Source organism: Rahnella sp. R3(2024), from assembly GCF_042920125.1.
GTDB classification, from domain to species: domain Bacteria; phylum Pseudomonadota; class Gammaproteobacteria; order Enterobacterales; family Enterobacteriaceae; genus Rahnella; species Rahnella rivi.
The window spans coordinates 457,222-482,982 of the sequence record NZ_JBHGBU010000001.1; the positions used below are offsets into that span (position 1 = coordinate 457,222).

General features: G+C 55.2%; 24 protein-coding genes and 2 tRNA genes. 12 read left to right on the forward strand and 14 right to left on the reverse strand.

Annotated elements, in window-relative coordinates; all coding sequences use genetic code 11:
- The first annotated feature begins 108 nt into the window (after positions 1-108).
- Positions 109-1,536 carry an exodeoxyribonuclease I gene (gene sbcB / locus ABSH60_RS02045; RefSeq protein ID WP_390972486.1) on the forward strand — a complete coding sequence of 476 codons (1,428 nt, stop codon included), beginning with the start codon at positions 109-111 and terminating at the stop codon, positions 1,534-1,536.
- A gap of 716 nt (positions 1,537-2,252) precedes the next feature.
- Here the strand turns inward: sbcB and ABSH60_RS02050 are convergent.
- Together ABSH60_RS02050 and ABSH60_RS02055 are read right to left on the reverse strand one after the other, a co-directional pair.
- Positions 2,253-3,629, reverse strand: a complete 1,377-nt coding sequence (locus ABSH60_RS02050) for an APC family permease (RefSeq protein ID WP_056769390.1) — start codon at positions 3,627-3,629, stop codon at positions 2,253-2,255.
- Positions 3,630-4,133: 504 nt separating this feature from the next.
- Positions 4,134-5,558 (reverse strand): glutamine synthetase family protein, encoded by a 1,425-nt coding sequence (locus ABSH60_RS02055; RefSeq protein ID WP_136376455.1) that lies wholly within the window; start codon positions 5,556-5,558, stop codon positions 4,134-4,136.
- A gap of 369 nt (positions 5,559-5,927) precedes the next feature.
- Here ABSH60_RS02055 and puuD point away from each other — a divergent pair, with 369 nt between their 5' ends.
- The 3 genes from puuD to ABSH60_RS02070 are packed head-to-tail and all read left to right on the forward strand — an operon-like array spanning position 5,928 to position 8,657.
- Complete coding sequence (puuD, locus tag ABSH60_RS02060) at positions 5,928-6,731, forward strand: gamma-glutamyl-gamma-aminobutyrate hydrolase (RefSeq protein ID WP_056769388.1); 804 nt, start codon at positions 5,928-5,930, stop codon at positions 6,729-6,731.
- Positions 6,732-6,735: 4 nt separating this feature from the next.
- Positions 6,736-7,293 carry an HTH-type transcriptional regulator PuuR gene (gene puuR / locus ABSH60_RS02065; RefSeq protein WP_390972489.1) on the forward strand — a complete coding sequence of 186 codons (558 nt, stop codon included), beginning with the start codon at positions 6,736-6,738 and terminating at the stop codon, positions 7,291-7,293.
- A gap of 50 nt (positions 7,294-7,343) precedes the next feature.
- A complete protein-coding gene (locus ABSH60_RS02070; protein ID WP_390972491.1) occupies positions 7,344-8,657 on the forward strand; it encodes an FAD-dependent oxidoreductase in 1,314 nt (437 codons plus the stop codon).
- 35 nt (positions 8,658-8,692) lie between these two features.
- Here ABSH60_RS02070 and ABSH60_RS02075 read toward each other — a convergent pair whose 3' ends face one another.
- Positions 8,693-8,887: a hypothetical protein gene (locus tag ABSH60_RS02075; protein ID WP_056769381.1), complete on the reverse strand. Its 195-nt coding sequence runs from the start codon at positions 8,885-8,887 to the stop codon at positions 8,693-8,695.
- Positions 8,888-9,081: 194 nt separating this feature from the next.
- Here ABSH60_RS02075 and ABSH60_RS02080 point away from each other — a divergent pair, with 194 nt between their 5' ends.
- Complete coding sequence (locus tag ABSH60_RS02080; RefSeq protein ID WP_390972493.1) at positions 9,082-10,809, forward strand: potassium/proton antiporter; 1,728 nt, start codon at positions 9,082-9,084, stop codon at positions 10,807-10,809.
- Between the two features lie 74 nt (positions 10,810-10,883).
- Here ABSH60_RS02080 and osmE read toward each other — a convergent pair whose 3' ends face one another.
- The gene (gene osmE, locus ABSH60_RS02085; RefSeq protein WP_056769377.1) at positions 10,884-11,216 is read right to left on the reverse strand and encodes an osmotically-inducible lipoprotein OsmE; all 333 of its coding nucleotides are present in this window, start codon (positions 11,214-11,216) and stop codon (positions 10,884-10,886) included.
- Between the two features lie 237 nt (positions 11,217-11,453).
- On the opposite strand from osmE, the gene ABSH60_RS02090 reads away from it, so the two are divergent.
- Positions 11,454-12,053 carry a cupin gene (locus ABSH60_RS02090; RefSeq protein ID WP_390972495.1) on the forward strand — a complete coding sequence of 200 codons (600 nt, stop codon included), beginning with the start codon at positions 11,454-11,456 and terminating at the stop codon, positions 12,051-12,053.
- A 24-nt stretch (positions 12,054-12,077) separates the two neighbouring features.
- Here the strand turns inward: ABSH60_RS02090 and ABSH60_RS02095 are convergent, their stop codons facing one another.
- The 6 genes from ABSH60_RS02095 to ABSH60_RS02120 all read right to left on the reverse strand — a co-directional run bounded on the left by ABSH60_RS02095 (position 12,078) and on the right by ABSH60_RS02120 (position 19,481).
- Positions 12,078-13,706 (reverse strand): methyl-accepting chemotaxis protein, encoded by a 1,629-nt coding sequence (locus ABSH60_RS02095; RefSeq protein ID WP_390972497.1) that lies wholly within the window; start codon positions 13,704-13,706, stop codon positions 12,078-12,080.
- A gap of 107 nt (positions 13,707-13,813) precedes the next feature.
- Positions 13,814-14,314, reverse strand: coding sequence for a GNAT family N-acetyltransferase (locus tag ABSH60_RS02100; protein WP_082465670.1), 501 nt, complete (start codon positions 14,312-14,314; stop codon positions 13,814-13,816).
- Positions 14,315-14,397: 83 nt separating this feature from the next.
- Positions 14,398-15,468, reverse strand: a complete 1,071-nt coding sequence (locus ABSH60_RS02105; protein ID WP_056769371.1) for an ABC transporter ATP-binding protein — start codon at positions 15,466-15,468, stop codon at positions 14,398-14,400.
- Entirely contained in the window at positions 15,461-17,230 is a 1,770-nt protein-coding gene (locus ABSH60_RS02110; RefSeq protein WP_390972500.1) for an ABC transporter permease subunit, read from the reverse strand. The genes ABSH60_RS02105 and ABSH60_RS02110 overlap by 8 nt, the downstream gene beginning before the upstream one ends.
- Before the next feature lie 75 nt (positions 17,231-17,305).
- Positions 17,306-18,394, reverse strand: a complete 1,089-nt coding sequence (locus ABSH60_RS02115) for an ABC transporter substrate-binding protein (RefSeq protein WP_056769367.1) — start codon at positions 18,392-18,394, stop codon at positions 17,306-17,308.
- A 196-nt stretch (positions 18,395-18,590) separates the two neighbouring features.
- Positions 18,591-19,481: an NAD-dependent epimerase/dehydratase family protein gene (locus ABSH60_RS02120; RefSeq protein WP_390972502.1), complete on the reverse strand. Its 891-nt coding sequence runs from the start codon at positions 19,479-19,481 to the stop codon at positions 18,591-18,593.
- Between the two features lie 137 nt (positions 19,482-19,618).
- Between ABSH60_RS02120 and ABSH60_RS02125 the strand changes: the two genes are divergently transcribed.
- Entirely contained in the window at positions 19,619-20,536 is a 918-nt protein-coding gene (locus ABSH60_RS02125; protein ID WP_056769363.1) for an AraC family transcriptional regulator, read from the forward strand.
- A 96-nt stretch (positions 20,537-20,632) separates the two neighbouring features.
- Here the strand turns inward: ABSH60_RS02125 and ABSH60_RS02130 are convergent.
- Both ABSH60_RS02130 and ABSH60_RS02135 read right to left on the reverse strand, forming a co-directional pair.
- Positions 20,633-20,720: transfer RNA gene (locus ABSH60_RS02130), tRNA-Ser, on the reverse strand.
- A 195-nt stretch (positions 20,721-20,915) separates the two neighbouring features.
- Positions 20,916-21,003 (reverse strand) — tRNA-Ser (locus ABSH60_RS02135).
- A 260-nt stretch (positions 21,004-21,263) separates the two neighbouring features.
- On the opposite strand from ABSH60_RS02135, the gene yccA reads away from it, so the two are divergent.
- Both yccA and tusE read left to right on the forward strand, forming a co-directional pair.
- Complete coding sequence (gene yccA, locus ABSH60_RS02140; protein ID WP_056769361.1) at positions 21,264-21,926, forward strand: FtsH protease modulator YccA; 663 nt, start codon at positions 21,264-21,266, stop codon at positions 21,924-21,926.
- A 122-nt stretch (positions 21,927-22,048) separates the two neighbouring features.
- Positions 22,049-22,378, forward strand: a complete 330-nt coding sequence (gene tusE / locus ABSH60_RS02145; RefSeq protein ID WP_056769359.1) for a sulfurtransferase TusE — start codon at positions 22,049-22,051, stop codon at positions 22,376-22,378.
- Positions 22,379-22,388: 10 nt separating this feature from the next.
- On the opposite strand, the gene yccX is transcribed toward tusE, so the two are convergent.
- Positions 22,389-22,667 carry an acylphosphatase gene (yccX, locus tag ABSH60_RS02150; RefSeq protein WP_390972505.1) on the reverse strand — a complete coding sequence of 93 codons (279 nt, stop codon included), beginning with the start codon at positions 22,665-22,667 and terminating at the stop codon, positions 22,389-22,391.
- 98 nt (positions 22,668-22,765) lie between these two features.
- Here yccX and rlmI point away from each other — a divergent pair, with 98 nt between their 5' ends.
- Both rlmI and hspQ read left to right on the forward strand, forming a co-directional pair.
- Entirely contained in the window at positions 22,766-23,959 is a 1,194-nt protein-coding gene (gene rlmI, locus ABSH60_RS02155; RefSeq protein WP_056769356.1) for a 23S rRNA (cytosine(1962)-C(5))-methyltransferase RlmI, read from the forward strand.
- 123 nt (positions 23,960-24,082) lie between these two features.
- Entirely contained in the window at positions 24,083-24,400 is a 318-nt protein-coding gene (hspQ, locus tag ABSH60_RS02160; RefSeq protein WP_056769354.1) for a heat shock protein HspQ, read from the forward strand.
- A gap of 81 nt (positions 24,401-24,481) precedes the next feature.
- Here hspQ and ABSH60_RS02165 read toward each other — a convergent pair whose 3' ends face one another.
- Positions 24,482-24,892 (reverse strand): CoA-binding protein, encoded by a 411-nt coding sequence (locus ABSH60_RS02165; protein ID WP_056769352.1) that lies wholly within the window; start codon positions 24,890-24,892, stop codon positions 24,482-24,484.
- Between the two features lie 190 nt (positions 24,893-25,082).
- On the opposite strand from ABSH60_RS02165, the gene ABSH60_RS02170 reads away from it, so the two are divergent.
- Positions 25,083-25,739, forward strand: a complete 657-nt coding sequence (locus tag ABSH60_RS02170; RefSeq protein ID WP_056769350.1) for a DUF2057 family protein — start codon at positions 25,083-25,085, stop codon at positions 25,737-25,739.
- Positions 25,740-25,761 lie beyond the last annotated feature (22 nt).

Genomic DNA, 25,761 nt, shown 5'->3' on the forward strand with positions numbered 1-25,761 from the left:
TGCGGGGTCTGTTGCGCTACTGAGGATTTTGTCATGACATCGTTGCGTCGGATGGTATCCTATCCGGCGATTCACCCCCAATTCCGCACTGATAAGGTTATCTTCGTCATGTCAGACAAGCCTCAAAAAACGTTTTACTTCCACGATTACGAGACATTCGGTAAAAATCCGGCGCTGGATCGCCCTGCGCAATTTGCCGGGGTGAGGACTGACGAAGAGTTCAATATCATCGAAGAGCCGTTAGTGATTTATTGCCGCCCTTCTGATGATTACCTGCCGGAACCGGAAGCGGTGATGATCACCGGCATAACGCCCCAGATTGCGCTGGAACGCGGCCTGAGCGAAGCGGAGTTTACCGCGCAAATTCACCAGGCGTTCAGCGTGCCGGCCACCTGCATCGTCGGCTATAACAATATTCGTTTCGATGATGAAGTCAGCCGCAATATTCTTTACCGCAACTTTTACGACCCCTATGCCTACAGCTGGCAGAACGGCAATTCGCGCTGGGATCTCCTCGACGTGATGCGCGCCTGCTATGCGCTGCGCCCGGAAGGCATCAACTGGCCGGAAAACGACGAAGGCTTCCCCAGTTTCCGCCTCGAACATCTGACCAAAGCCAACGGCATCGAACACGAAAATGCCCACGACGCGATGGCCGATGTCTACGCCACCATCGCCATGGCGAAGCTGGTCAGGCAGGCACAACCACGCCTGTTCAGCTTCCTGCTTGAGCATCGCAGCAAACATAAACTCAATACGCTGATCGACATTCCCTCGATGGCGCCGCTGGTGCACGTCTCCGGCATGTTCGGTGCCGCGCGCGGCAACACCGCGTGGGTTGCGCCGCTGGCGTGGCATCCTGAGAATAAGAACGCCGTGATCATGTGCGATCTGGCCGGTGATATGTCGACGTTGCTGGATCTCACTCCTGATGAAATGCGCGAGCGCCTTTACAGCCGCCGCGACGCGTTGCAGGCGGGGCAATCGCCTTTGCCAATTAAACTGGTGCACGTCAATAAATGCCCGGTGCTGGCGCCGGCCAAAACACTGCTGCCGGAAAATGCCGAACGGCTGGGGATTGATCGTCAGCGCTGTCTGGAAAACCTGCAACTGCTGCGCCAGAACCCGCAGGTGCGCGAGAAAGTGGTGACGATGTACGCCGAAGCCGAGCCGTTTACGCCATCGGACGACGTTGATGCCCGCCTTTACGACGGTTTCTTCAGCGATGCCGATCGCGCTGCCATGCGCATTATTCTGGAAACCCGCCCGGAGAATCTTCCTGCGCTGGATCTGACGTTTAATGATTCCCGCATCGAACCGCTGTTGTTCCGTTTCCGCGCACGCAACTACCCCGAGACACTGACGGATGCCGAACAAAAGCGCTGGATGTTACATCGTCAGACCAAGCTCACTGACGAGCGTTTTCAGAATTATGCATTAGAGCTTGAAGCGCTCTATAACTTGCATGAGGGAGATGGGGAGAAGATGGCGCTTCTCGGGGCGCTGTTTGAATATGGGAAACGGTTAGCTTCGTAGATTGCAGAAGCCGCTGCAATGCCGGCCTTTCCAACCTGACCGAGGTTATTTCGGTTTCTTAATTGCAGTGTTCACTTAACGCGCTGCGCCGAAACCGCCCAAAGGAGGGAAGTGCTTTCCCTCCTTTGGATTCCTCCCCGCTTTTTACTGCGCGCTATCGCTGGCACGGCGGACATATCCTGTGGCAATAGTGGGTGGCGCAAAACCCTGCCGCTGCGCGGTGCCCTCTCCCGGTCTTCGAGCCTAAGGTCTCGAAGCCGCTCCGTTCGGCAGGATTTTTGATCGCGCCCTCTCACCTTTTTCAAAGTCAAAACCAGATGAATGATGATTTCAAAATCAATATCAGATGAATGTTGAGCAACGCGTTTTGCTTTTAAAGTGATACGAACGGTTGAAGTTGTGACCTGGAAGCCAGTAGCCGCGTTCAAAAATCACGCCGGAGGGAGAGGTGAAAAACCGCGTTTTTTTGCGCGGGTTGTAACCCGACCGGAGGGAATCGCGCAGCGACGGGATTTTGCGGCAATAGCAGGAATACCTGAAACATAGCCAGTCTGCATGGCACGGGTTTGAAAAAGCGAGGGGAGTGCAGAGGGGAAAAGTCTTTCCCCTCTGCTCGGTTTCGGCGCAAAAGCTCAGGTAATCGCAGACAGTGAGAAACCGAAATATCCTCAGTCCGCGTCAGCAATAAAAGCCCCCATTGCAGCGGCCCTCTGCCATTACGCCTCGGGGGCGATTTCCCCGCTCATCTGCGGTGGCTGCTTCCTGAAAGCATTGGTAATAAACGCCAGATAACCCAACCCGATAGCGCCCCACACCAGACCCAGCGTCATGGAGCTGGATTCCAGGTTCAGCCACAACGCACCCACGGTCAGCGCACCAATCACCGGCAGGATCAGATAGTTGATGTGATCTTTCAGCGTGCGGTTACGTTTTTCACGGATGTAGAACTGGGAAATCACCGACAGGTTTACGAAGGTGAATGCCACCAGCGCGCCGAAGTTGATCAGCGCCGTTGCCGTGACCAGATCAAAGGTCACCGCAGACATCGCTACCACGCCAACCAGCAAGACGTTGAAGGTCGGGGTACGCCATTTCGGATGCACATAACCAAACAGTTTTTCCGGGAATACGCCGTCACGGCCCATCACGTACAGCAGACGGGAAACACCGGCGTGCGCCGCCATGCCAGAAGCCAGAACGGTTACGCAGCTAAAGCACAGAATGACGGACTGGAAGAACTTACCGGCCACGTACAACATGATTTCAGGCTGCGAAGCGTCCGGATCTTTAAAGCGTGAAATGTCCGGGAAGTACAGTTGCAGGAAGTAAGACACCACAACAAAGATGATGCCGCCGATAAGCGCGGTCAGGAAAATCGCTTTCGGGATGACCTTGCCCGCGTTCGGCGTTTCTTCTGACAACGAACTGATGCCGTCAAAGCCGAGGAACGAGAAGCACAAAATGGTCGCACCGGTGATCATCGGCACCACGTGCGCGTTTTCACTGAAGAACGGCTTGGTGGTCGCCAGCGTCCCCATGCCCTCGCCCATGTAAACACCACGGACCAACAGCCCCAGGAACACCACCATGATCGCCACCTGCACCACCACAATAATGCTGTTGAGGTTAGCCACCACTTTGATGCCGCGCAGGTTGAACGCGGTCATCATCGCCACCAGCGCGGTAACGAATATCCACGACGGCACGCCGGGGAAGATCGCTTCCAGGTAAATTTTCGCCAGCAGGATGTTGATCATCGGCATGAACAGGTAGTCCAGCAGTGATGACCAGCCCACCATAAAGCCGACGTGCGGGCTGATGGCTTTTTGCGCGTAAGTATAAGCAGAACCAGCAGACGGGAAACGCTGCACCAGTTTGCCGTAGCTCACGGCGGTAAACAGAACGGCGATCAGCGCGAAGATGTACGCGGTCGCGACGTGACCATCGGTCAGGCCGGAAACGATGCCGAAGGTATCGAAAATGGTCATCGGTTGCAGATAGGCAAGACCCATCATCACAACCTGAACCAGCGTCAGGGTTTTACGCAGTTGAACGCGCTGAGTGGCCGGAGCGGCAGATGTATTAGCAGACATGGCTCAGTCCTCCCTGAATTGCAGACACCGGGCGCTTAAACGCCTCTGAACGCAACGTACAGGGAAAACTTCGTGAGTTATTACCAGTAAACGGGGGATAGATCTTCACATCGCTGGATACGCAAGTGAAGGCTGAGCGAATGTGGCCGCAGCGGAAAGAAGCACCGGCAGGCACCGGTACAGGTTTGAAATATTGCCCCATGTTACATTTCCTCATAGTGGCGACCGTTGTTAATTTGGGATCGCACACGAACCTTGTTATCTATCCGGATCTGGGTCCGGCCTCTGTTGAATTAGTTTGGGTACTGCACATACAAAAAAAATAACCGGCGCCTTTAAGCGTCGGTTATCTGCAGTGCGGCGTATTTTGCACAAATCACGCATGAATGACAAGATTCATAGGCTTTCAGTTACAAATTCTTTTCCAGATTTAAACATTCGTGCATGGATTTCCTCAAAGTGCGGGCACTGATAACGTAAAAACGGCGCCCGTGGTGAAGGAAATCAGGCGTTACGCAGCATCCAGTCGATTTCGGTTTCTGTCACACGGCGTTCAAACTGCAACAGCTCATCGGATTTACAGGCGTGATAAACCTGCGAAAAACGTTCGCCGAGGTACTTTTTCAGCGCCGGTTGTTCATCAAAATCATACAGGGCATCGCTCTGGCGGATGGGCAGCGGAATACCCTCCTGCTCCAGACCGTTCCCGGTGACCGGTTCCGGCAACGGCAGATCGTTATCAAGCCCGAACAACATGCCCGCCAGCACGGTGGCGACCACTAAATAAGGGTTGGCATCCGCACCGGCAACGCGGTACTCAACGCGATGATCGGCCACGCCGCCGCAGGGTACGCGCAGCGCGACGGTGCGGTTGTTATGCCCCCATGACGCCTGCGTCGGCACATACATGCCCGGCTGGAAGCGGCGGAACGCGTTGACGTTCGGCGCTAAAATCGCCATCGACGCGGGCATCAGTGCGATCATCCCGGCCAGTGAGCGTTTCATCAGTTCTGAATCCTGACCATCCGCATTGGCAAACAGGTTTTTGCCATTGTCATCGAGCACGCTGAGGTGGATGTGCATCCCGCTGCCCGCGTAGTCGTCGTAAGGTTTCGCCATAAAAGTGGCGTCCATCTCATGATTTTCCGCCACCAGGCGCACCAGACGCTTAAGCATCAGGGCGTAATCACAGGCGCGCAGAATATTTTCGCTGTGCTGCAAATTGATTTCAAACTGTCCCGGTGAGGACTCCGCCACGGCACCCGAGGCCGGTAAGCCCTGAATGTGTGCCAGACGGTCAATGTCACTCAGCACATCGGCGAAGTGATCGAGATTATCCACGGAATAGACCTGCGTATGCATGCTGCGCTCTTGCGTACCGGGCGTGCACGGCGGCTGGATATAGCCTTCCGCATCGCGCTGCCTGTCGAGCAGATAAAACTCCAGCTCTACCGCTACCACCGGGAATAATCCCCGCTGGCGCAATGTTTGCCAGATATGATTCAGCACATTGCGGGGTTCAACGTCAAAGGGAGTGCCATCTTCGTCAAGCATGGTCAGCAACAGCTGGCCGGTGTGTTCGGGGTCAGACGCTGACGGCGTTAAGGTGCCGGGGACGGGAATACAGTTACGATCGGGTTCGCCAAGCTCCTGCCCAAGACCCGCTTCTTCCACAACATTCCCGAGAATGTCCATGGCAAAAACCGATGCCGGGAAATAACAGCCTTTTTCAAGTTTGCGCAGGGCGGAGATGGGAACGCGTTTGCCGCGGAAGGAACCATTGAGATCAGTGAGCAGGACGTCGACGTGAAGGGTTTGCGGGTGACGCTCCAGGTACTGAGTTACTTCATCCTGGAACGCGCTACTTCGCTCTTCAATGTGCTTAGCAAGAGAGGTGTTCTCGCTAATCTCTTTCTTAATTTCATTCATCAGTTCAGTCGCTTGCATAGGTTTTCCGCCATTTGCTGGATTCCGGCGTCAACGGCACCACCATGATGCCTGCCGGTTAAGCCTTACCGTTTGGTTGCTCTGTTCAACGCAGTTTTCTCATTTGTCATCTTCTTCTGGTGTGTCTGTTACCCGCCCGGCCATGCTCAAAATATAGGCCATATGATTAACCCTAGCCTTAACATAAATTTTTTGCAACACATACAATTCAGTAACAACTCTGTTTGAAAAGCCATCATGGCGCTGCTAAATTGGACAGGAGAAGGCCATCATCACTGATCAAATGCGTTAAAACAGCGTGCGGGGAGGCACGACCTGTTATTCCATTCACTTACTCAACGAGGCGGGACTATGGGCAATATATTTTCCACGGCATCAGCGGGGAAACAGACCAGCTACAGACCGATCATTGGGGTAGTCATGTGTGAGAATTCTGTTGATGAAAACCCTGCACTCACCGTTCACGAAAAGTATCTGGACGCCATTTTCAACGCCGACGCCCTGCCCGTCTGCCTGCCGCATGAGCTGGCAGCGCGTGAAGGCGCGATAGACCAGATCCTGCAAGGCCTTGACGGCATCTTCCTCACCGGCAGCCCCAGTAATATTGAGCCTCATCAGTACGGTGAAGAAGGTGTCGAGGAGCTTGCCGATCCGGGGCGGGATCGCCTGAGTCTGCAACTTATCCGCGCCACACTGGATAAGAAGATCCCGCTGTTCGCGGCCTGCCGCGGTTTGCAGGAGTTAGTGGTGGCCACCGGCGGCACGCTGCATCGCAAGGTACAGGAGGTGCCGGGATATATGGATCACCGCGAAGACACCACCCTGCCGCATGATGATCAATACAACGTTGTGCATCCGGTTCACATTGCGCCGGGGGGATTACTTTCGGAATTGTTACCTGATTATCAGCAGTTTCAGGTGAATTCCCTGCACGGTCAGGGGGCGAAAAGTCTGGGCGCAGAACTGAATGTGGAAGCCCGTGCGCCGGATAATCTGGTGGAAGCCGTGAGTGTGCGCGACCATCCCTTTGCTCTGGGTGTGCAATGGCACCCTGAATGGCACAGCCTGACGGACCCGGTGTCCCGTCAGTTGTTCAACGCATTTATCAATGCCTGCCGCAAAGGCCATCAGGCCCGGAGCGCTCGCGAGGAATAGACGGATGAGCGAAGTCAGTCTGGCGCCTGGTCGCCGGCTTTCTGAAATTCGTCAGCAACTCGGCATGTCCCAACGTAAAGCCGCCGAGTTGTCTGGCCTGACGCACAGCGCCATCAGCACCATCGAGCAGGATAAAGTCAGCCCCGCCGTGAGTACGCTGCAAAAGTTATTACGGGTATATGGGCTGTCGTTATCGGAATTTTTTGCTGAAAAACGGGAAAGTGACAAACCGAGAATTGTCATTGATTCGGCGGAATTGATTGAAATCGGCAGCCGGGGAGTGTCCATGAAAATGGTGCACAACGGCACGCCAAACCACGCGGTTGCCATGCTGCTGGAAACTTATCAGCCCGGCAGTACCACTGGCGACAAAATCAAACATCAGGGAGAAGAAGTCGGTACGTTGTTAGAAGGAGAAATCATTTTAACCGTCAACGGTCAACGTTATCCGCTGCGTGCGGGGCAAAGCTATGCCATTAACACCGCTAACCCCCACAGCTTCAGTAATATTTCTACGCGGATTTGCAGGATAGTCAGTGCACATACCCCTAATACCTTCTAGTTGTCACCGGCTCCGGGCGTGGCAACGGGAACCCAAAGAAGGATGTCATTATGAGTGCTCAAACAGGAAGTCCCCGCGCCGTCGGCGCGCCTCACACCGACAGCTACTACGCCAGCTCCGTCAATGCGCATGCGCCCTGGCCGGAGCTGACTGACAATATTGAATGCGATGTCTGTATTGTCGGCGCCGGTTACACCGGCATCTCTTCCGCCTTATACCTTTGTGAAGCCGGTTATGACGTGGTGGTGTTAGAAGCCGCCCGCGTCGGCTGGGGCGCCAGCGGGCGCAACGGCGGCCAGGTGGTCAATTCCTACAGCCGTGATATTGATGTGATTGAAGATCGTTACGGGCGGCAGACCGCAGATATGCTCGGCAGCATGATGTTTGAAGGCGCAAACATTATCCGTCAGCGCATCGACCAGTACGCTATTGACTGCGACTATCGCCCCGGCTGCGTGTTTGCAGCGCTGAGTTCACGCCAGCTGTCAAAACTGCGTGACCAGCAAAACCTGTGGAACCGTTACGGGCATACCGAATTAACCCTGCTGGATGAAAGTGCCATCCGCCGCGAGATCGCCACCGACCGTTACGTCGGCGGGCTGCTGGATAAAAATGGCGGCCATATTCACCCGCTTAATCTGGTGCTGGGCGAAGCCGAAGCGGTGCGCCGTCACGGCGGGCGTATTTATGAAGGCTCGGCGGTAACGCGCATCGATCACGGCGACCCGGCGTTGGTCCACACGGCGAAAGGTCAGGTCAAAGCCAAATATGTGATCCTGGCGGGCAATGCGTATCTGAGCCAGCAACTGGCCCCGCGCCTTACGCGCCTCAGCATGCCGTGCGGTTCGCAGATTGTTGCCACCGAACCCCTGTCGGACGATATGGCGCTCTCCCTGCTGCCCAATAATTATTGCGTGGAGGACTGCAATTATCTGCTGGACTATTTCCGCCTCACTGCCGACAACCGCCTGTTGTATGGCGGAGGCGTGACCTATGGCGGCAAAAATCCGCCGAATATTGATTCAGTGATCCTGCCCAAGCTCAACCGCACCTTCCCGCAGCTCAAGGGCGTGAAGATTGATTACCGCTGGGGCGGCAATTTCCTGCTGACGCTCTCGCGCCTGCCGCAGTTCGGACGGCTGGAAAATAATATCTACTATATGCAGGGAGACAGCGGGCACGGGGTGACGCTCACGCATCTGGCCGGAAAGCTCATCACCGAGATGTTGCGCGGCGACGCCGAGCGGTTTGACGCCTTCGCCCGTCTGCCGCACATGCCCTTCTTCGGTGGCCGCAACTTCCAGGTGCCGTTCACCATGCTTGGTGCCGCTTACTATTCACTGCGTGACCGTTTAGGCGTGTAAAAAAGGCGTTCCCCGCGCGTGCGCGGGGCGGGGATTCAGCCTTTGCCGGATACCGGAAATTCCTCAGAGGTGCCCACTTCGGGCAACTCATCGAGTTCCGGCTGGATCCCTTGCGAAATGTAATCTTTTGCGGCCATTGCCTGCTCATTGCCCGCTGCATCACGGATAACCACATGTTTGATGCTGCCATCTTCCAGCACTTCACGGTGTACGCCGGTAAATTCACTCATTTGCTGCTCCTGTTGGCTGATTGCAGATAGACTTCTCTCATCATTAAGCATAGTTTTTTATTCTTAAGTGCAACTAATAAAAATCCGAAATGACCCCAGCAAGGGGCTCATTTTCCTGATAAATTAGTCACCTCGTCACTGATGATGAAACCGCACTTCCCCCGCGCCACTCATGCTTTACAAGGAGAACACTCTTGGACGCCAGCACGATCAACACACTTTTCTTTATTGGCGCCCTGTTAGTCGCAGCGAGCATTTTGCTCAGTTCGTTCTCTTCTAAGCTTGGCATCCCTATTTTAGTCATTTTCCTTGCCATCGGTATGCTGGCGGGGGTGGACGGCATCGGCGGGATCGCATTCGATAATTATCCGGCAGCGTATCTGGTCAGTAACCTGGCGCTGGCGGTGATCCTGCTCGATGGCGGGATGCGCACACGGGCCTCGTCGTTTCGTGTTGCGCTGTGGCCAGCCCTGTCACTGGCCACCGTCGGCGTGCTGATCACCGCCGGGCTGACCGGCATGGCGGCGGCGTGGTTGTTCCACATCGATCTGATGCAGGGCCTGCTGATTGGCGCGATTATCGGCTCGACCGATGCCGCCGCCGTGTTCTCACTGATTGGCGGTAAAGGCCTCAACGAGCGTGTCAGCGCCACGCTGGAGATAGAATCCGGCAGTAATGACCCGATGGCGGTGTTCCTGACCATCACCCTGATCGACATGATTTCCAAAGGTGAACACGGGCTGAGCCTGATGTTTATCGTGGATGTGGTGCGCCAGTTTGGCCTCGGCATTGTGTTTGGCCTCGGCGGCGGCTGGCTGCTGCACAAACTCATCAACAAAATCACCCTGGCCGCCGGTTTATACCCGCTGCTGGCCTTCAGCGGTGGCCTGCTGGTTTACGCCGCCACCATGGCGCTGGAAGGCAGCGGCATTCTGGCGGTTTACCTGTGCGGGCTGATGCTGGGTAATATGCCGATCCGCAACCGCCACGGGATTATGCAAACCTTCGACGGGCTGGCGTGGCTGAGCCAGATTGGCATGTTCCTGGTGCTGGGATTACTGCTGACGCCAAGCGATCTGTTGCCCATCGCCGTCGCTGCCCTGGCGCTCTCGCTGTGGATGATCCTGCTCGCGCGGCCGCTGTCGGTTTTCGTCAGTCTGATCCCGTTCAAAAACTTCACCCTGCGCGAACGGTTCTTTATCTCGTGGGTAGGCCTGCGCGGCGCGGTGCCGATCATTCTGGCGGTGTTCCCGATGATGGCCGGATTGCCGAACGCCACGCTGTTCTTCAACGTCGCCTTTTTCATCGTGCTGGTTTCCCTGCTGGTGCAGGGGACGTCGCTGGGTTTTGCGGCGAAAAAGGCGAAGGTACTGGTTCCGCCGCAGCCGACGCCCATTTCCCGCCTCGGGCTGGATATCGATGTGTATAACGACTGGGAACAGTTTATTTATCAGCTGGGCTCGGAGAAGTGGTGCGTCGGCGCAGCGCTGCGTGATCTGCAAATGCCGAAGGAAACGCGAATTGCCGCCCTGTTCCGTGGCAAAGAGATGTTGCACCCCACCGGCAGTACGCGGCTCAAAGAGGGCGATATTCTCTGTGTCATTGGTCAGGAAAAGCACCTGCCGGAGCTGGGTAAATTGTTCAGTGACAGCAATAAAGTGGTGCTCGACGACCGGTTCTTCGGTGATTTCATCTTGCAGGCCGATGCCCCTCTGGACGCGATTTCACAGCTTTACGGGCTGAATCTGGAAGACACGGTGGATCAGTCGCAGTCGCTGGGGCACTTCGTGATCAGGTTACTGGGCGGTGAGCCGGTGATCGGTGACCATATTGAATGGGATGGTCTGACGTGGACGATTGCCGAAATGGACGGTCATCAGGTGAGTAAAGTCGGTGTGAGGATTGTGACGGAGAAAGCCTGATGTCTGATTCTTTCCCCTCTTGCGAGGGGAAAGCCGGGATGGCCGGTGAGCCTTCCCAGATAATTCAAAGCAGATTACTGAGCAGCTTGCGGGTCTTTGTCGTAGTCAGAACAAGACTGGTAGCCTTTGTTCATGACATGACCGGTGTCGTTATAGCTGACGAAGTAAGTCTGTGCTTTACCATCACGCGGAGCCACTGCATACGTCTGGCAAGTGCCTTTCGCATGGATAAGCGTCGCTTCTGTTGATGGTGGCCCTGCAATAGCGCGAACCTGAGTTTTCGTCATACCAACTTTCACATCGCTGACCACAGGCTCTTTAACGTAGCTCGCTGCGCGGTCGTAAGTCTGACACCCTGCCAGTACAGAAACGGCTGTCGCCACCACAAGTAACATTTTCTTATTCATAACATCTCCTCCTGAGTACTTTTTCTATTTTTGTATAAGCAAGTTAAGCATAGAAGAGATAAGGCATTTATCCACTGAATATGACTTCTATTTGTTGAAAGCTACAGTTTTTAAGTTTTATCTGATAAGCCGCCTGCGGGTTTCCCCTCTTAAATCTGTCTGACGAAGATGATTTTCAGACAGTTATGTTCTATACATGAAAGAGGTAAGCCATTGAGAGAAAAGGAGCCCGGCCTGATGCCTGTGGATCGACGTCGGTTTGTCACGTTGCTGGGTGTCATCGCTCTGATGCCACTGCCGCGTATTGGATTTGCCACCCCACGGGAGGTTGCGATGGAGACTTTGCTGATTGATAAGCCGTCAGGCGGCGTGCCTAACAACCGGCTGCCGGTGATGATTTATCATCGCGTTATTCCGCCAAATGTTGCCGATAATGCCGACTATCTCGAGCACCTGTTCCGTTCCAACGGCTGGCCACCCCAGTGGCGCTACCCGGTCTACACCTTCACTCACTTCCATTCGAATACCCATGAGACGCTGGGCGTGTTCGCCGGTTCCGCCACGCTGCAACTTGGCGGGGAAAAGGGAAAACTGATTGAGGTGAAAACCGGCGATGTGTTGCTGCTACCGGCAGGGATCGGTCATAAACAGATTTCCGCCGACGAGGATTTTATGCTGGTAGGCGCCTATCCGCCCCAGGTGAAAGCCGATCTCTGCCATGATGAGCCGTCACAACTGGCGGCGCGCACCAAAGCGGTCAGCGCCGTACCGCTGCCCGCCAGCGATCCGGTGACCGGGCACAGTGAAGGCAGCATGATTACCTGGCACACGAAATAAGCGGAATGTGCGCGCGGCAGAGGCTTATCCGACTGCCCCCAGCGCAAAGCGCGCCACGGCTTTTTCCAGCCGTTGCGACTGACTCAGCAGTTGCCGCGAAGAGGCCGCGGCGTGATCGGCCAGCTTACCGTTTTGCAAAGTGACCTGATTGAGCGCGGAAATGCGTTCGGAGACATCGTGAACACTTTGCCCCTGATACAGGGTGGCGGCTGAGATCTCTTCCACCAGCGCGCTCAGGCCGTTAAAGATCGCGATAATTTCTTCCAGACTTTTCCCCAGCACCGTCACCGAGGCCGAACCGCGCCCGATTTGCTGCACGGAGTCATCAATCAGCTGATGAATGCCGCGTGTTGAATGGCTGCTTTTCTGCGCCAGCAGGCCAATTTCTTTCGCCACCACCGCAAACCCGCGCCCGTGCTGCCCGGCGTGCGCCGCTTCAATTGCGGCGTTCAGCGCCAGAATATTGGTCTGAAACGCCACGTTATCGATCATCGAGACAATTTCACTCATCTGTGAAGACTGGCTGACGATCTGCCTCATCGCCGTGTCTACCTGCCCCATCACCTCACCGCCGCGTGTCGCCACGTTTTTGGCCTGCCCTGCCCGCTGGCTGGCCTGTTGTGCGTGGGCGGCGTTTTCTTTCACCCGTTCATTAAGCTGGGTGATATGCCCGGTGGCCGCATTCAGCTCCTGGCTCTGGATCGCCGCCTGTGCCGACAGCGCCTCGTTACCCTCGGCCATCTGATTGATGTTCACTAAAATATGCGCTGACGCATCGCGCACTTCGCTGACCAGCTTTTGCAGGCCGCGTTGCATATCGCGCAGGCTCACGCCCAGTTCGCGCATTTCGGTGACCCGCGAGTGATCATCTTTCACCTCGCGGGATAAATCCCCGGCGGCCAGCACGCTGATGTGGCCGATCATCCGCTGTAACGGGCGGATAACCCAGGCGGAAACACCGCGCCAGACCAGCACGGCGATCACCGCCAGCACGGCAAGGGCAGCCATAAACAGGGTTTTCGCCTGAGTCAGCGCGTTAAGCAGCCGGTCGCTGAGTGAAACGGCGGTGTGCTCGTTCACGGCCAGATAGGCGTAATACTTCTGGCTAAAATCGTCCTGAAATGCCTGAACCGGCACTTCAAAGAAGGCATCAATATTGTTGTTTTTTTGCAGTCCGTCCGACTGTTCGCGCAGCCCGTCGTAGAACATCTGATAGCTGGCTTTCAGTTCTGTCGCGGCCTTGTCACTCTCTTTCGTCATCTTGCCGAAGCGGGCGAAGGCTGTCCGGGAGGCGCTGAGTGACGCGAGAGATTCCTCCAGCAGGCTGTTCCAGCTGCCCACTGAGCCGCTTTCTTTATCCTGCATGTAATAAATACCGGCGCGGTTCAGCTTGTCGCTCGCCATCAGCAATTCCATACGGGCTTTGTCCATCACGGCTTGTTGCTGACGCAGACTTTCGGTGGCAATGACGTTGTTACGGGCATCCCTGAGGATGTTGGTGAGCACCAGCGTGGAGAATATTTGCAAAGCAGAAAACAGGGTGATAACGCAAATTACCCCGAAAAGTATGCCGCGCGGACGCTGAGTGAAAACGGATCGAAATAATCTGCTGAATCTGGCTTTGCCAGGCAAAGAGCTGAGCGTTAATATCATGATTATTCTGCATTATTTTAAGGAAGTGGCAGAATTTTACGCTCAGGAAATGACAGAAATATTTCACGGACAGCAGGAGACTGTCCGCAGAAGAAAGCAGGCAGCCGTCAGTTCAGAGGGCGCTGCATAATACTGACCCGCTCGCCGTTCACTTCTCGTTGTTCCACTTCCTGCCAGCCGAGACGCCCGTATAATCCCTGCTGATCGGGGGTATACAGCCACAGCGTATCAATGCCGGCCGCGCGTGAACGCGCAATGCAGGCTTTCACCAGCGCCGTGCCGATGCCTTTTCCGCGCAAATGATGACAGGTAAACACTTCGCCCAGCCAGTATTTGCGTTCCGCGACATCGCTGAGTTCATAACGCATCACGCCCGCCGTGCCCACCACCTGCTCTTTCTCATCAAGTGCGATCAGCACGCACTGACGGCCACGGCTGCCAATCCGTTGCACAAGGCGTTGGCGGATATAATCTTTTTGTGCCCAGTGTGCGAAGTCAGACCATTCGCCGTGCAGATATTCGGTGACCGTCTCGAGGTAGTGCGGAACATCGGCAAGGCTGGCGATTTTTACGGTGTCGTTGCCGTCGGGAGAGGTGTTTTGAGTCATGGAGAAACCGTTTTAAACAATCAGGGGGAACCAATTTGCGGATTCCCCCTGAGCCTGTCAAGTCGTTGGCTTAAGTTAACTCATTAAACTTTAGGGAAGATCCACACATGCTGTTCCGGTAAGGCCAGATGGCAATGCTGCGGATCGCGCACTTCCGCACCGTAGGCGCGGATAACGAAGTCATCTCCGGCAGTGCGGAACAGATACTCCCAGCGGTCACCGAGGTACATGCTGGTCAGCAGCGGTAATTCCAGCTGATTATCCCCCGGCCCGCCGGCCAGCACCACGCGCTCGACGCGGATCACTGCCGTCCCCTCCTGCCCGCTTTGCACCCCTTCGCCCGCCTGCCCCCATAATACCCAGCCTTTCCCTTCTATCCGCGCTTTACCGTCGCGGACTTCGGTCACTTTGCCGTGCAGGCGGTTGTTGCTGCCCATGAACTCGGCGGTAAACAGCGTTTTCGGCGAACCGTACATTTCCTGCGGTGTGCCCTGCTGTTCGATTTTGCCGTTATTGAGCAGCAGAATGCGATCCGAAATCGCCATCGCTTCGTTCTGATCGTGGGTCACCATCAGCGCTGACAGCCCGAGTTTGATGATCAGTTCGCGCAGGAAAACCCGTGCTTCTTCGCGCAGCTTGGCATCGAGATTCGACAGCGGTTCATCAAGCAAAATCACCGGCGGGTTGTAAACCAGTGCGCGGCCAATCGCCACCCGCTGCTGCTGCCCTCCGGAAAGCTGATGCGGATGGCGTTTGCCCAGATGCCCCAGCCCGAGCTGATCCAGTACCGCCTGCACGCGCCGGGTAATTTCCCCGGCAGAGACTTTGCGCAGCTTCAGCGGATAGGCCACATTCTCAAACACGGTTTTGTGCGGCCACAGCGCATAAGACTGAAAGACCAGCCCGAGATTGCGCTCTTCGGCAGGAATTTCGCTGCGCGGCGTGCCGTCGTAGACTCTGTTTTTGCCGATGATAATGGTGCCCTGCGTCGGTTTTTCCAGCCCGGCAACCGCACGCAGTAAGGTGGTTTTGCCACTGCCGGAAGGCCCGAGCAAGGACACCACTTCGCCACGCTTCAGATCCATCGACACGCCTTTGAGCACCGGATTGTCGCCGTAGGTTAAGTGCAGATTCTCGACCGATAATTCAATCATGTAATTTGACTCCAAAACGAAGGGCAATACCCAGACCTAACACCACCAGCAGGATGTTAATAAAGGAGAGCGCGGCGACGATATCAATGGCACCGGCCGCCCACAGGGAAACCAGCATCGAGCCAATGGTTTCGGTACCCGGCGAAAGCAGATACACACCGGTGGAATATTCACGCTCAAAAATCAGGAACATCAGCAACCACGAGCCGATCAGCCCGTAACGGGACAGCGGAATGGTGACGTGGCGGGTGATTTGTCCGCGGGTTGCACCGGCACTGCGCGCAGCCTCTTCCAGCTCCGGCCCGACCTGCAACAGCGTCGAGGAGATAAGCCGCAACCCGTATGCCATCCACACCACGGTATAGGCCAGCCAGACGCTGAAAATGGTGCTGCGCAGCGATCGCAACCAGACCACCAGATTGTCACGCAGCCACTGCGACCACGGCATACCGGAAAGCCAGCCGGATTTGAGGGCGTTATCGAGCCACATCGGCAGGAACAGGAATACCCACAGGAAAGCCAGACCGGCCAGCAGGCCCGGTACGGCACGCGGCACCAGTACGCTGTAATCGAGGAAGCGGGTGACACCGTCCGGTTTACGGTGCATGGCGATGCCGATAAACAGGTAACAGGCCACCGCCAGCGCGCCGCCGATAACACCAATTGCCATTGAGTTGACGATGGCGCGCAGCAGGTTCGGCTGCTCCCAGATGGTACGGAAAGTATTGAGCGACAGCTCATCCCACAGCGACACGCCAACCCCCCAGTTGGAGATAAACGCGCGCAGAATTACACCCAGCAACGGCACGCCAATGGTGACCGTCAGCCAGAATGCCACCACCGCACCGGCCACCCAGCGCCATTTACCGAGCGGCAACGCGCGTGCCTGCGACGCTTTACCTTTCACGGTGACAAAACGGTTGGCGGTGCGCATCAGGCGGCGCTGCAACATCACCAGCGGAATAGTGATGCAAATCAGCACGACCGCCACGGCAGCCATCAGGTGATAAGACGGCGTCCCGAGCTTGTTGGTCAGCTGATACAGGTAGGTCGCCAGCACCATGTTGCCTTCCGGATCGCCCAGCACCAGCATCAGGCCGAACACTTCCAGCCCGAGGAAAAACAGCAGCACGGTGGCGTAAAGAATCGACGGGCGCACCATCGGCAGACTGACGGCGGTCATCACCTGGAGCGGCGAAGCACCGGCGGTTCGCGCGGCTTCCTCGACATCCGACCCGACGCTGCGCAGCGCCGAGGATATATAAAGATAGGCGTGCGGCACGTGCGTCAGACCCGCAATCACCACGATGCTCGACATGTCGTAGATGTTCCACGGCACGAAACCGAGGATCGCCTGCGCCCACAGCGAGAAGAACCCGACCGGCCCGGCGGCAACCACGTAACCGAAACCCAGGACCATCGGCGAAACGAAAATCGGCACCAGGATCAGCGGCTCAATCAAACGTCTGCCGGGGAGATCGGTACGCACCATCAAAAACGCCAGGATGCCGCCGAGTGGAATGGCGATCACCACCAGCCCGAACGCCAGAATAAAGCCACTTTTCAGCGCCTTATAGAAATCAGGATCGGTGAAGATAAATTCAAAAGACTCAAGGCTCCATTCTTTGGACGGGGAAAAGAACGGCGCGGAGAGAAAACTTTGTATCACGATGAACGACAACGGAATGTAGATAACCAGAGCGGTTATCAGCACCACGATGCCACGCGGCAGGCTTTGCCACTTTCTGCGCAATGCATTCATGTTACTTCCCTTCGGTTAGCAGCGAAATCAGGCAAGAGAAAGGGAGGCGCGCAGAGCTGATGCGCGCCCCAACTGCTATTTTTGGGCAGCGGCGCGCCACTCTTTGATGTAATCGAGGCGTTTTTTCTGTTGCAGGTATTCCAGCAGGGTTTCGTCCACCGGAATGGGCTTGAGGGCGTTGCCTAACATTTTGGTCATGCCGTCGATGTCGTTTTTACCTTCGATATCGTTACGGATGGACGGAATGTCGGCCTGATTCGCCAGAATGCTTTGGCCTTTTTCCGACAGCACATAATCCAGCCACAGTCTGGCGGCGTTACTGTTTTTTGATTCCTGGCTGATGAAGGAAACGCGGGAAAGCACCAGGGTGTAATCCTTCGGATAGGAGATGCCGAGCGACGGATCCGTTTTGGCGCGGGCTTCTGCGTAAGAACCGAGGATGTTAAAGCCGATCAGGTTTTCGCCGGAAGAAACGCGCTCCATCATGGTGCCGGTTGACGACTGCACCGCTAAACCGCCTTTGGCGACGTCAGCCAGCGTTTTGAAATAGTTCGGATCGGCTTTGAAATCCTGCACGGAGAGCATGAAGCCGAGGCCGGATTTCTCGATGTCGTACGTCGTGACCTTTTTCCTGAATTTATCGGTCTGGCTGGCAATCAGTTTCGCCAGCGCTGCGTGGGAATCAGGCACGTCACCGGCCGGGATCAGGCGCTTGTTATAGATAAACACCACAGGTTCGTAAGTCGTGCCGTAGGCTTTGTCTTTCCACACCGCCCACTTCGGCAACTGCCCCTGTTCCGGCGATTTATATTCCTGCGCGTAATCGGTGGCCAGTTTCAGCGCGGTGTCCATGGAGGAGCTCCAGACCACATCGCCGCTGGTACCGCCCGCCGCCTGTTCGCTGATATAACGGTTGTACAGTTCGGTGCTGTTCATGTCGTTATATTCAACTTTAATGCCGGGATAGGTGGCCTCAAAGCCCTGAATCAGCGGGCCTGCCGCTTTGGTATCGGTGGTGGAATACACCACGACTTTGCCTTCTTTGGTCGCCGCATCGACGATTTTTTGATAGTCGGCAGGGTAGCCCTGAGGTAATGCAGACATGGCAGAGGAAGACATCATTACAGCCGCAGCAATCAGAGAGAATCGTAATTTGTTCGTCATTATTGTTAACCTCTAGTTACATTTGGGAAACTAAAAATCAACATAGCGCATAACATCTGGCAGGCAATAGGGTAAATTTTTTATCTTCCCGAAGTGTGATTCGGGGCGTTTTTTAGGCAATTAACTCCATTAACACCACGACAAAAAACACAAACAGGTCAGCGGCGTGACCTGTTTGCGTGGCTGTAAAATACGATTATTTGAAATAGCCGGCGGTGTCGATATCGGTCAGGAGATCCTGATGTTCAGGTTTCCAGCCCAAAACCTCGCGGGTGATCTGGCTGGAAGTCGGGTTGTTCAGCGAGGCGAAATGGGTAAACCAGCCAAAATGTTCTCCCGCCTCCTGCGCATTTTTACTCACCACCGGCAGGTTAAGGTGTTTGCCAATCAGGGTGGCGATCTCACGAAACGGCACGCCTTGTTCTGAATTCGCGTGATAAATGGCGTTCGACGCGCCCTTTTCCAGCGCCAGCACAAACACGCGGGCGGCATCCAGCCGGTGAACGGCTGGCCAGAGATTTTGCCCTGCATCGATATAGGCGGATTCGCCCTTTTCCCGCGCCATGGCAATGATCATCGGCACAAATCCGTGGTCACCCGCGCCATGCACCGACGGCGGCAGACGCACCAGCGAGACGTGCACGCCCTGCTCTGCCAGCGCTGCGGCCGCCCTATCTGACGCTATGCGCGGGTTTTGCCCCTGCGGATCGGGTAAATCGTTTTCCGTCGCCAGGTGACCGTTACTCACCAGCGCAGTGCCCGAGGTCACGATCAGGGGTTTATCTGTGCCTTTCAGCGCGGCGCCTAACGCGCCAATCGCCAGCCGGTCTTTTTCGCAGTTCTCCAGAAATTGTGAAAAGTCATGGATAAACGCGGTGTGGATCACGCCGTCTGCCTGCGCTGCGCCTGAGGCCAGACTCTGCAAATCTTCAATACTGCCGCGATGCACGTCGGCACCCGCGTTGATCAGCGCCTGCGCCGAGGCTTCCGAACGCGCCAGCCCCAGCACCTGATGACCGGCCTGCAGCAATGCCTGCACGACCGCAGAACCGACAAAACCTGTTGCACCTGTAACGAATACACGCATCTCGAATTCCCCTGTTATTGGCTAAATTTGCTGTGGCTGAAAATGGGTATGCCTGAGTGAGCAAACTATAGGCGCTGGAGAAAAGACGATCTATGCGCTAATGTCCGCATTATCTTTGCAATCGTCCGGAGCCGCTGATGGATCCTCTTTCTGATGTGTTGTCACTGCTGAAGCCACGCAGTTATATGTCCAAAGGTTTTGAAGCCGGTGGCGCATGGTCGGTGCAATTCCCCGATCATTATCAGTCGATTAAATGTAACGCGATCATTACCGGTGAATGCTGGCTGGCGGTCGACTCCGTGCCAGGCGCCGTGCATCTGAAAGCCGGGGACTGCTTTGTGTTACCGGCCGGCCGCCCGTTCCGGCTCGCCAGCGATCTGTCTATTCCGCCCGTCGATGCCGGGCCAATTTTCCAGCAGGCGCGGGATGGCGGAACGGTTTCCTGCAACGGCGGCAAAGATTTTTTCCTCACCGGCAGCCGGTTTGCAGTCAGCGGCACCCACGCCTCTACCCTGCTGGCGATGCTGCCGCCGGTGGTGCACATCTCGAAAGAATCTGACAAAGCCAGTTTGCGCTGGGCGGTTGAGCGGATGATGGAGGAGTTGCGTGAGCAGCGGCCAGGCGGATTGCTGATCGCGCAGCATATGGCGCACATGATGCTGGTGCAGGCGCTGCGGATGCACGTCGATAACGCAGCGGAAGGGGAAAGCAGCGGCTGGTTTGCCGCGCTGGCTGACAGGCAACTCTCCAAAGCGCTCAATGCAATGCATGAAAACCCGGCACAGCGCTGGACGGTGCAAACGCTGGCGGAGCAGGCAGGCATGTCGCGCTCGGTGTTCTCGCAGAAATTCAAGCTGGCCGTCGGCAGCGCGCCGCTGGAATACCTGACCCGCTGGCGGATGTTGCTGGCCGGTGACCGGCTGACAAACAGCAAAGAACCGGTATCGGCGGTAGCGTTGTCGCTGGGTTATGAATCAGAAAGCGCCTTCAGTACGGCGTTCAAACGGACACTCGGGTGTTCACCAAGGCAGTACGGGCAGCAGCAGGCGGGCTGACATACTGCTAAGACAACGGGAAGTAACGAATGGATGTGCCGGATTACAGGCACAAAAAAAGCCGCTAATTGCTTAGCAGCTTTGATGTGTTGTTTATGGCGGAGGAGGAGAGATTCGAACTCTCGAATGGTTTCCCATCGCCGGTTTTCAAGACCGGTGCCTTCAGCCGCTCGGCCACCCCTCCGTAAACAACAAGCACTTTGCGACGTCAGTCGTTCAGTACGGAGCGTAGTATACAAGACCGGAAAAAAGATGCAAACATTATTTTCAGGCTAGTTTGTTGATTTTATGAGCATTTAAAACGCATGCCCTGACGCGTGCCTGAATAACAGGCACAAAAAAAGCCGCTAATTGCTTAGCAGCTTTCTTGTGTTGTTTATGGCGGAGGAGGAGAGATTCGAACTCTCGAATGGTTTCCCATCGCCGGTTTTCAAGACCGGTGCCTTCAGCCGCTCGGCCACCCCTCCGCAACGAAGCGAACTATAAACAGTGCCGATCCGCTTGTAAAGCCTGATTCTGTTCGTTTGCCTGAAAAACAGGCATTCTGTTCATAAGCGGCGATTTAAGCATCATTTCGGTGATTCTGACGTCAGGAAACCGCGCCCCGCACGCCCTGAGCAGGTAAAGAAGGGTAAAACGTCTTTAATGACGCGGCGCAACTACTTACACTCCAATCTGACTGTATTTTCACCGACTCCAATCCTTTTATAAGAGTGAGAATTTTATTATGGATCGTTACGTTGCCTCTTCGTCATCGCGCGCAGGCTCGTTGTTAAGCACACACCGGGTATTGCGTAACACCTATTTCCTGTTAGCCCTGACTCTCGGCGTTTCGGCGATCACTGCGACGGCGAGTACGGTGCTGAGATTGCCTTCTCCCGGCTTTCTGCTGACGATCGTCGGGTTTTATGGCCTGATGTTTCTGACTTACCGCACGGCTAATAGCCCGGCAGGTATTCTTTCCGCTTTCGCGTTGACCGGCTTTATGGGTTACACGCTGGGGCCATTGTTAAGTTCACTGCTGGCCGCCGGTGCCGGTGACATTATTATGCTTGCCCTGGGCGGTACGGCGCTGGTGTTCTTCTGCTGTTCGGCTTACGTGCTGACCACGCGCAAAGACATGTCATTCCTGTCAGGCATGATGATGGCGGGCTTTGTGGTGCTGCTGGTGGCGGTTGTCGCCAACCTGTTCCTGCAAATTCCGGCGCTGTCTCTGGCGATCAGCTGCCTGTTCATTCTGTTCTCCGCAGGCGCGATTTTGTGGGAAACCAGTAATATCATTCATGGCGGCGAAACCAATTACATTCGCGCTACCGTGAGTTTGTATGTCTCGCTGTATAACGTGTTTGTCAGCCTGCTGAGCATTCTGGGTCTGTCATCCCGTAACTGATTGCTTTTCTTTGTTGTGGTCCGATGTAAGTTGCAGCCCCGCCTTCCGGCGGGGCTTTTTATTTTTTCAGGCAGACCTTTTTTGCTAAACTGCCTGCTGCATTTTTACAGGTTTGAGGTTCTATGCTGGAGTTTGACGGTCAGGTTATTGAAACCGACGCTCAGGGTTACCTGAAAAACAGTAAAGACTGGCAGGAAGGCATGGCGCCACTGCTGGCAGAAGAAGAAGGGATCGTGCTGACGGATGCCCACTGGGAAGTCGTGCGTTTTGTGCGGGACTTTTACCTGGAGTTTAATACCTCGCCCGCCGTGCGGATGCTGGTCAAAGCCATGGCGCAAAAATATGGCGAAGAGAAAGGCAACAGCCGTTATCTCTTCCGGCTGTTCCCGAAAGGCCCGGCCAAGCAGGCGACAAAAATCGCGGGCCTGCCTAAACCGGTGAAGTGCCTGTAACCCCCGCGCCTCAGTATTTGATTTTGAACTCTTTATAATTGCCGGGTGCGGTCGGCTCACTGAGCACACGATCCACCCGCGCATGTGTCGGCCCGCCGGCTTTCAGCCAGACTAACAGCTGTTCCACCTTTTCCTGCTCCCCGCACGCCACCACTTCGACGCTGCCGTCATCAAGGTTTTTGGCGTATCCGGTCAGCCCCAGCGCGGTGGCCTGATGTTGTGTTGAAAACCGAAAACCGACACCCTGCACCATGCCGTAGACCCAGGCGGCTATACTGACTGTTGACATAATTATCTCTCCGTTAGCGGTATGGTTCGTTGCAATTTCACCTGCATGACCGGACAATGTCGCTCTTTTTTGTCTCCGAACCGACAGAACCTAATTTTATGACTGCACGTTTAATTCTGGCCAAAGGCCGCGAAAAATCTCTTCTGCGCCGCCATCCGTGGGTGTTTTCCGGTGCGGTTTCACGCATCGAAGGTAAAGCCAATTCCGGCGACACTATTGATATTGTAGACAGTCAGGGGAAATGGCTCGCGCGCGGCGCTTATTCTCCGTCGTCGCAAATCCGCGCCCGTGTCTGGACTTTCGAACCGCAGGAAGAGATCGACATCGATTTCTTTATCCGCCGTCTGCAACAGGCGCAAAGCTGGCGTGATTATATCGCCAAACGCGACGGGCTTGACGGTTACCGCCTGATTGCCGGTGAGTCTGACGGCCTTCCCGGCGTGACGATTGACCGCTTCCAGAATTTCCTGGTGTTGCAATTACTTTCTGCCGGGGCTGAATATCAGCGCGCGCCGCTGATTGCTGCCCTGCAACACTGCTACCCGGAATGCGCTATCTGGGATCGTTCCGACGTCGCGGTGCGTAAGAAAGAAGGCATGGAAATGGTGCAGGGTCACGTGCTTGGCGATGAGCCGCCTGCCCTGCTGCCTATCCAGGAGCATGGCATGAGCCTGCTGGTGGACATCAAAGAAGGTCATAAGACCGGTTTCTATCTCGACCAGCGCGACAGCCGCCTGGCTGCACGCCACTATGCGGCAGGCCGTGAAGTGCTGAACTGCTTCTCCTACACCGGCGCCTTTGCCGTGTCAGCGCTGATGGGCGGATGCACGAAAGTCACTAACGTTGATACCTCGCAGGCAGCGCTTGATGTGGCGCGTCAGAACGTTGAGCTGAATAATCTGGATCTGTCGAAAGCAGAATTTGTGCGTGAAGACGTCTTCCAGCTGCTGCGTAAATACCGCACCGAAGGCAGACTGTTCGACATGATAGTGATGGATCCGCCTAAATTCGTAGAGAATAAAAATCAGCTGGCGAGCGCGTGTCGCGGTTATAAAGATATCAATATGCTGGCGCTGCAACTGCTGCGTCCGGGTGGTATCTTGCTGAGCTTCTCCTGCTCCGGTTTACTGCCCACTGACCTGTTCCAGAAAATCCTGGCCGATGCCGCGCTGGATGCGCATCGCGAAATTCAGTTTGTTGAGCAGTTCCGACAGGCGGCCGATCACCCGGTCACGGGCGCTTATCCGGAAGGTCTGTACCTGAAAGGTTTTGCCTGCCGGGTGACTCACTGATTGATCACGGTGTGCCCTGACAGGCGCACACCGGAGAATCTTTAGCGGATTAAGTGGTCAAAACTTGAAACAGCGCGTTTTATCTCCATATAGAAGATAAGACGCTAATTTCAGGAGATGACTATGATTGCCAGTAAATTTGGTATCGGCCAACAGGTCCGCCACAGAATGTTGGGCTATTTGGGTGTGGTAATCGATGTCGATGCGGAGTATTCGCTGGACAAACCTGACGTCGCTGAACTTGCCACTGACGACTCCCTGCGTGCGGCCCCCTGGTACCACGTGGTGATGGAAGATGAGGAAGGCCAGCCAATCCATACTTATCTGGCCGAAATACAGATCGATCACGAAGCGGCGCGGGCGCATCCGGAACAGACGTCTCTGGATGATTTAGCTGCCTCGGTGCGCAGTCAGCTGCAGGCCCCTCGCCTGCGTAACTGATTTCTTCGATTACAGATGTGAAAAACCGGCCTTTGCAGCCGGTTTTTTTACGCCATATGTTTGTGCGTTACCGCTAAAAATCTATTTAATCCCCAGTCGCGGGATTTCAATTTTCGGGCAACGATCCATAACCACTTTCAGCCCGGCTTCTTTCGCCAGAACCGCAGCCTGTTCGTTGATGACGCCGATTTGCAGCCAGAGAACTTTGGCTTTTATCGCGATCGCTTCCTGCGCGACGCCGTAAGCGGCTTCAGCATTGCGAAATACATCGACCATATCCACCGGATGCGCAATGTCAGCCAGCGTGGCGACCACCTTCTGCCCCAGCAACTCTTGCCCTGCGAGTTTTGGGCTGACAGGCGTCACCTGATAACCCTGCGAAAGTAAGTACGCCATGACGCCATAACTAGGACGACCCGGATTATCGCTGGCGCCGACCAGCGCGATGGTTTTCACATCCTGCAGAATGTTGCGAATATCATTATCTTGCACGGGATTTCTCCTTTGACCTGTCTGAGCTAAGTGTAACTCAGCATTGTTATTCCGGCAGGCTGGCGGACAAAAAAGCCAGAAGACCGTCGTGGCGCGCCGTGTGAATTTAAAACATTTTGTAAAACTTTGACACACAATCACCGTTACTGAATAATAGAGGATGAACAACGTTGTGTTTGAGGAGAGAAGAATGAAAGTCTGTCATGCGCTGGTCGCATTAGCGAGTCTCAGCCTGATGGCGTCAGCTTCGGCGACCTCACTCAAACTTTCCCCAGACGTTGACCTGCTGGTGATCGACGGCAAACTGATGTCAGGCGCCATTCTCAAGGGGGCGGAAAGCCTCGAACTCGACGGCGGACAGCATCAGATACTGTTTCAGGTCAGTAAAAATATTCATACTGCCAGCCCGCAGCCGCCTCAGCTTTATCACTCTCCGGCCTTTATTGTGACCTTCAGCGCACATGATAACCGCTCAGTCTCCTTTGTTCTGCCATCGCTAAGTAATGAAAAAGAGATGGCGCAGTTTAGCCACGCGATGAACTACCAGCTGGTGAATGAACAAGGACGTCAGATTAAAACTCAGCGTGATGTGCTGAATATGTTTAATGCAGAACGCCTGGCTGACGCTGAAAAATTGATGATGACCTATAACCTTTCCGGCGCACGCGCCGCGGTGCCTGCTTTTGCCAAAAATAATTCAGACAGAAAAACGGCAATGACGCACGAACGCCCTTCACAAATCGAAATGACCTATCTTCATCCGCTCTGGACCCGTCTCGCCGCCAATGCGGGTATCGAACAGTTTCTGCTCTGGTTCAGACAACCAGAAAAACAGGAACGGGCGTAGTAACGTCATCTGCATCACGCAT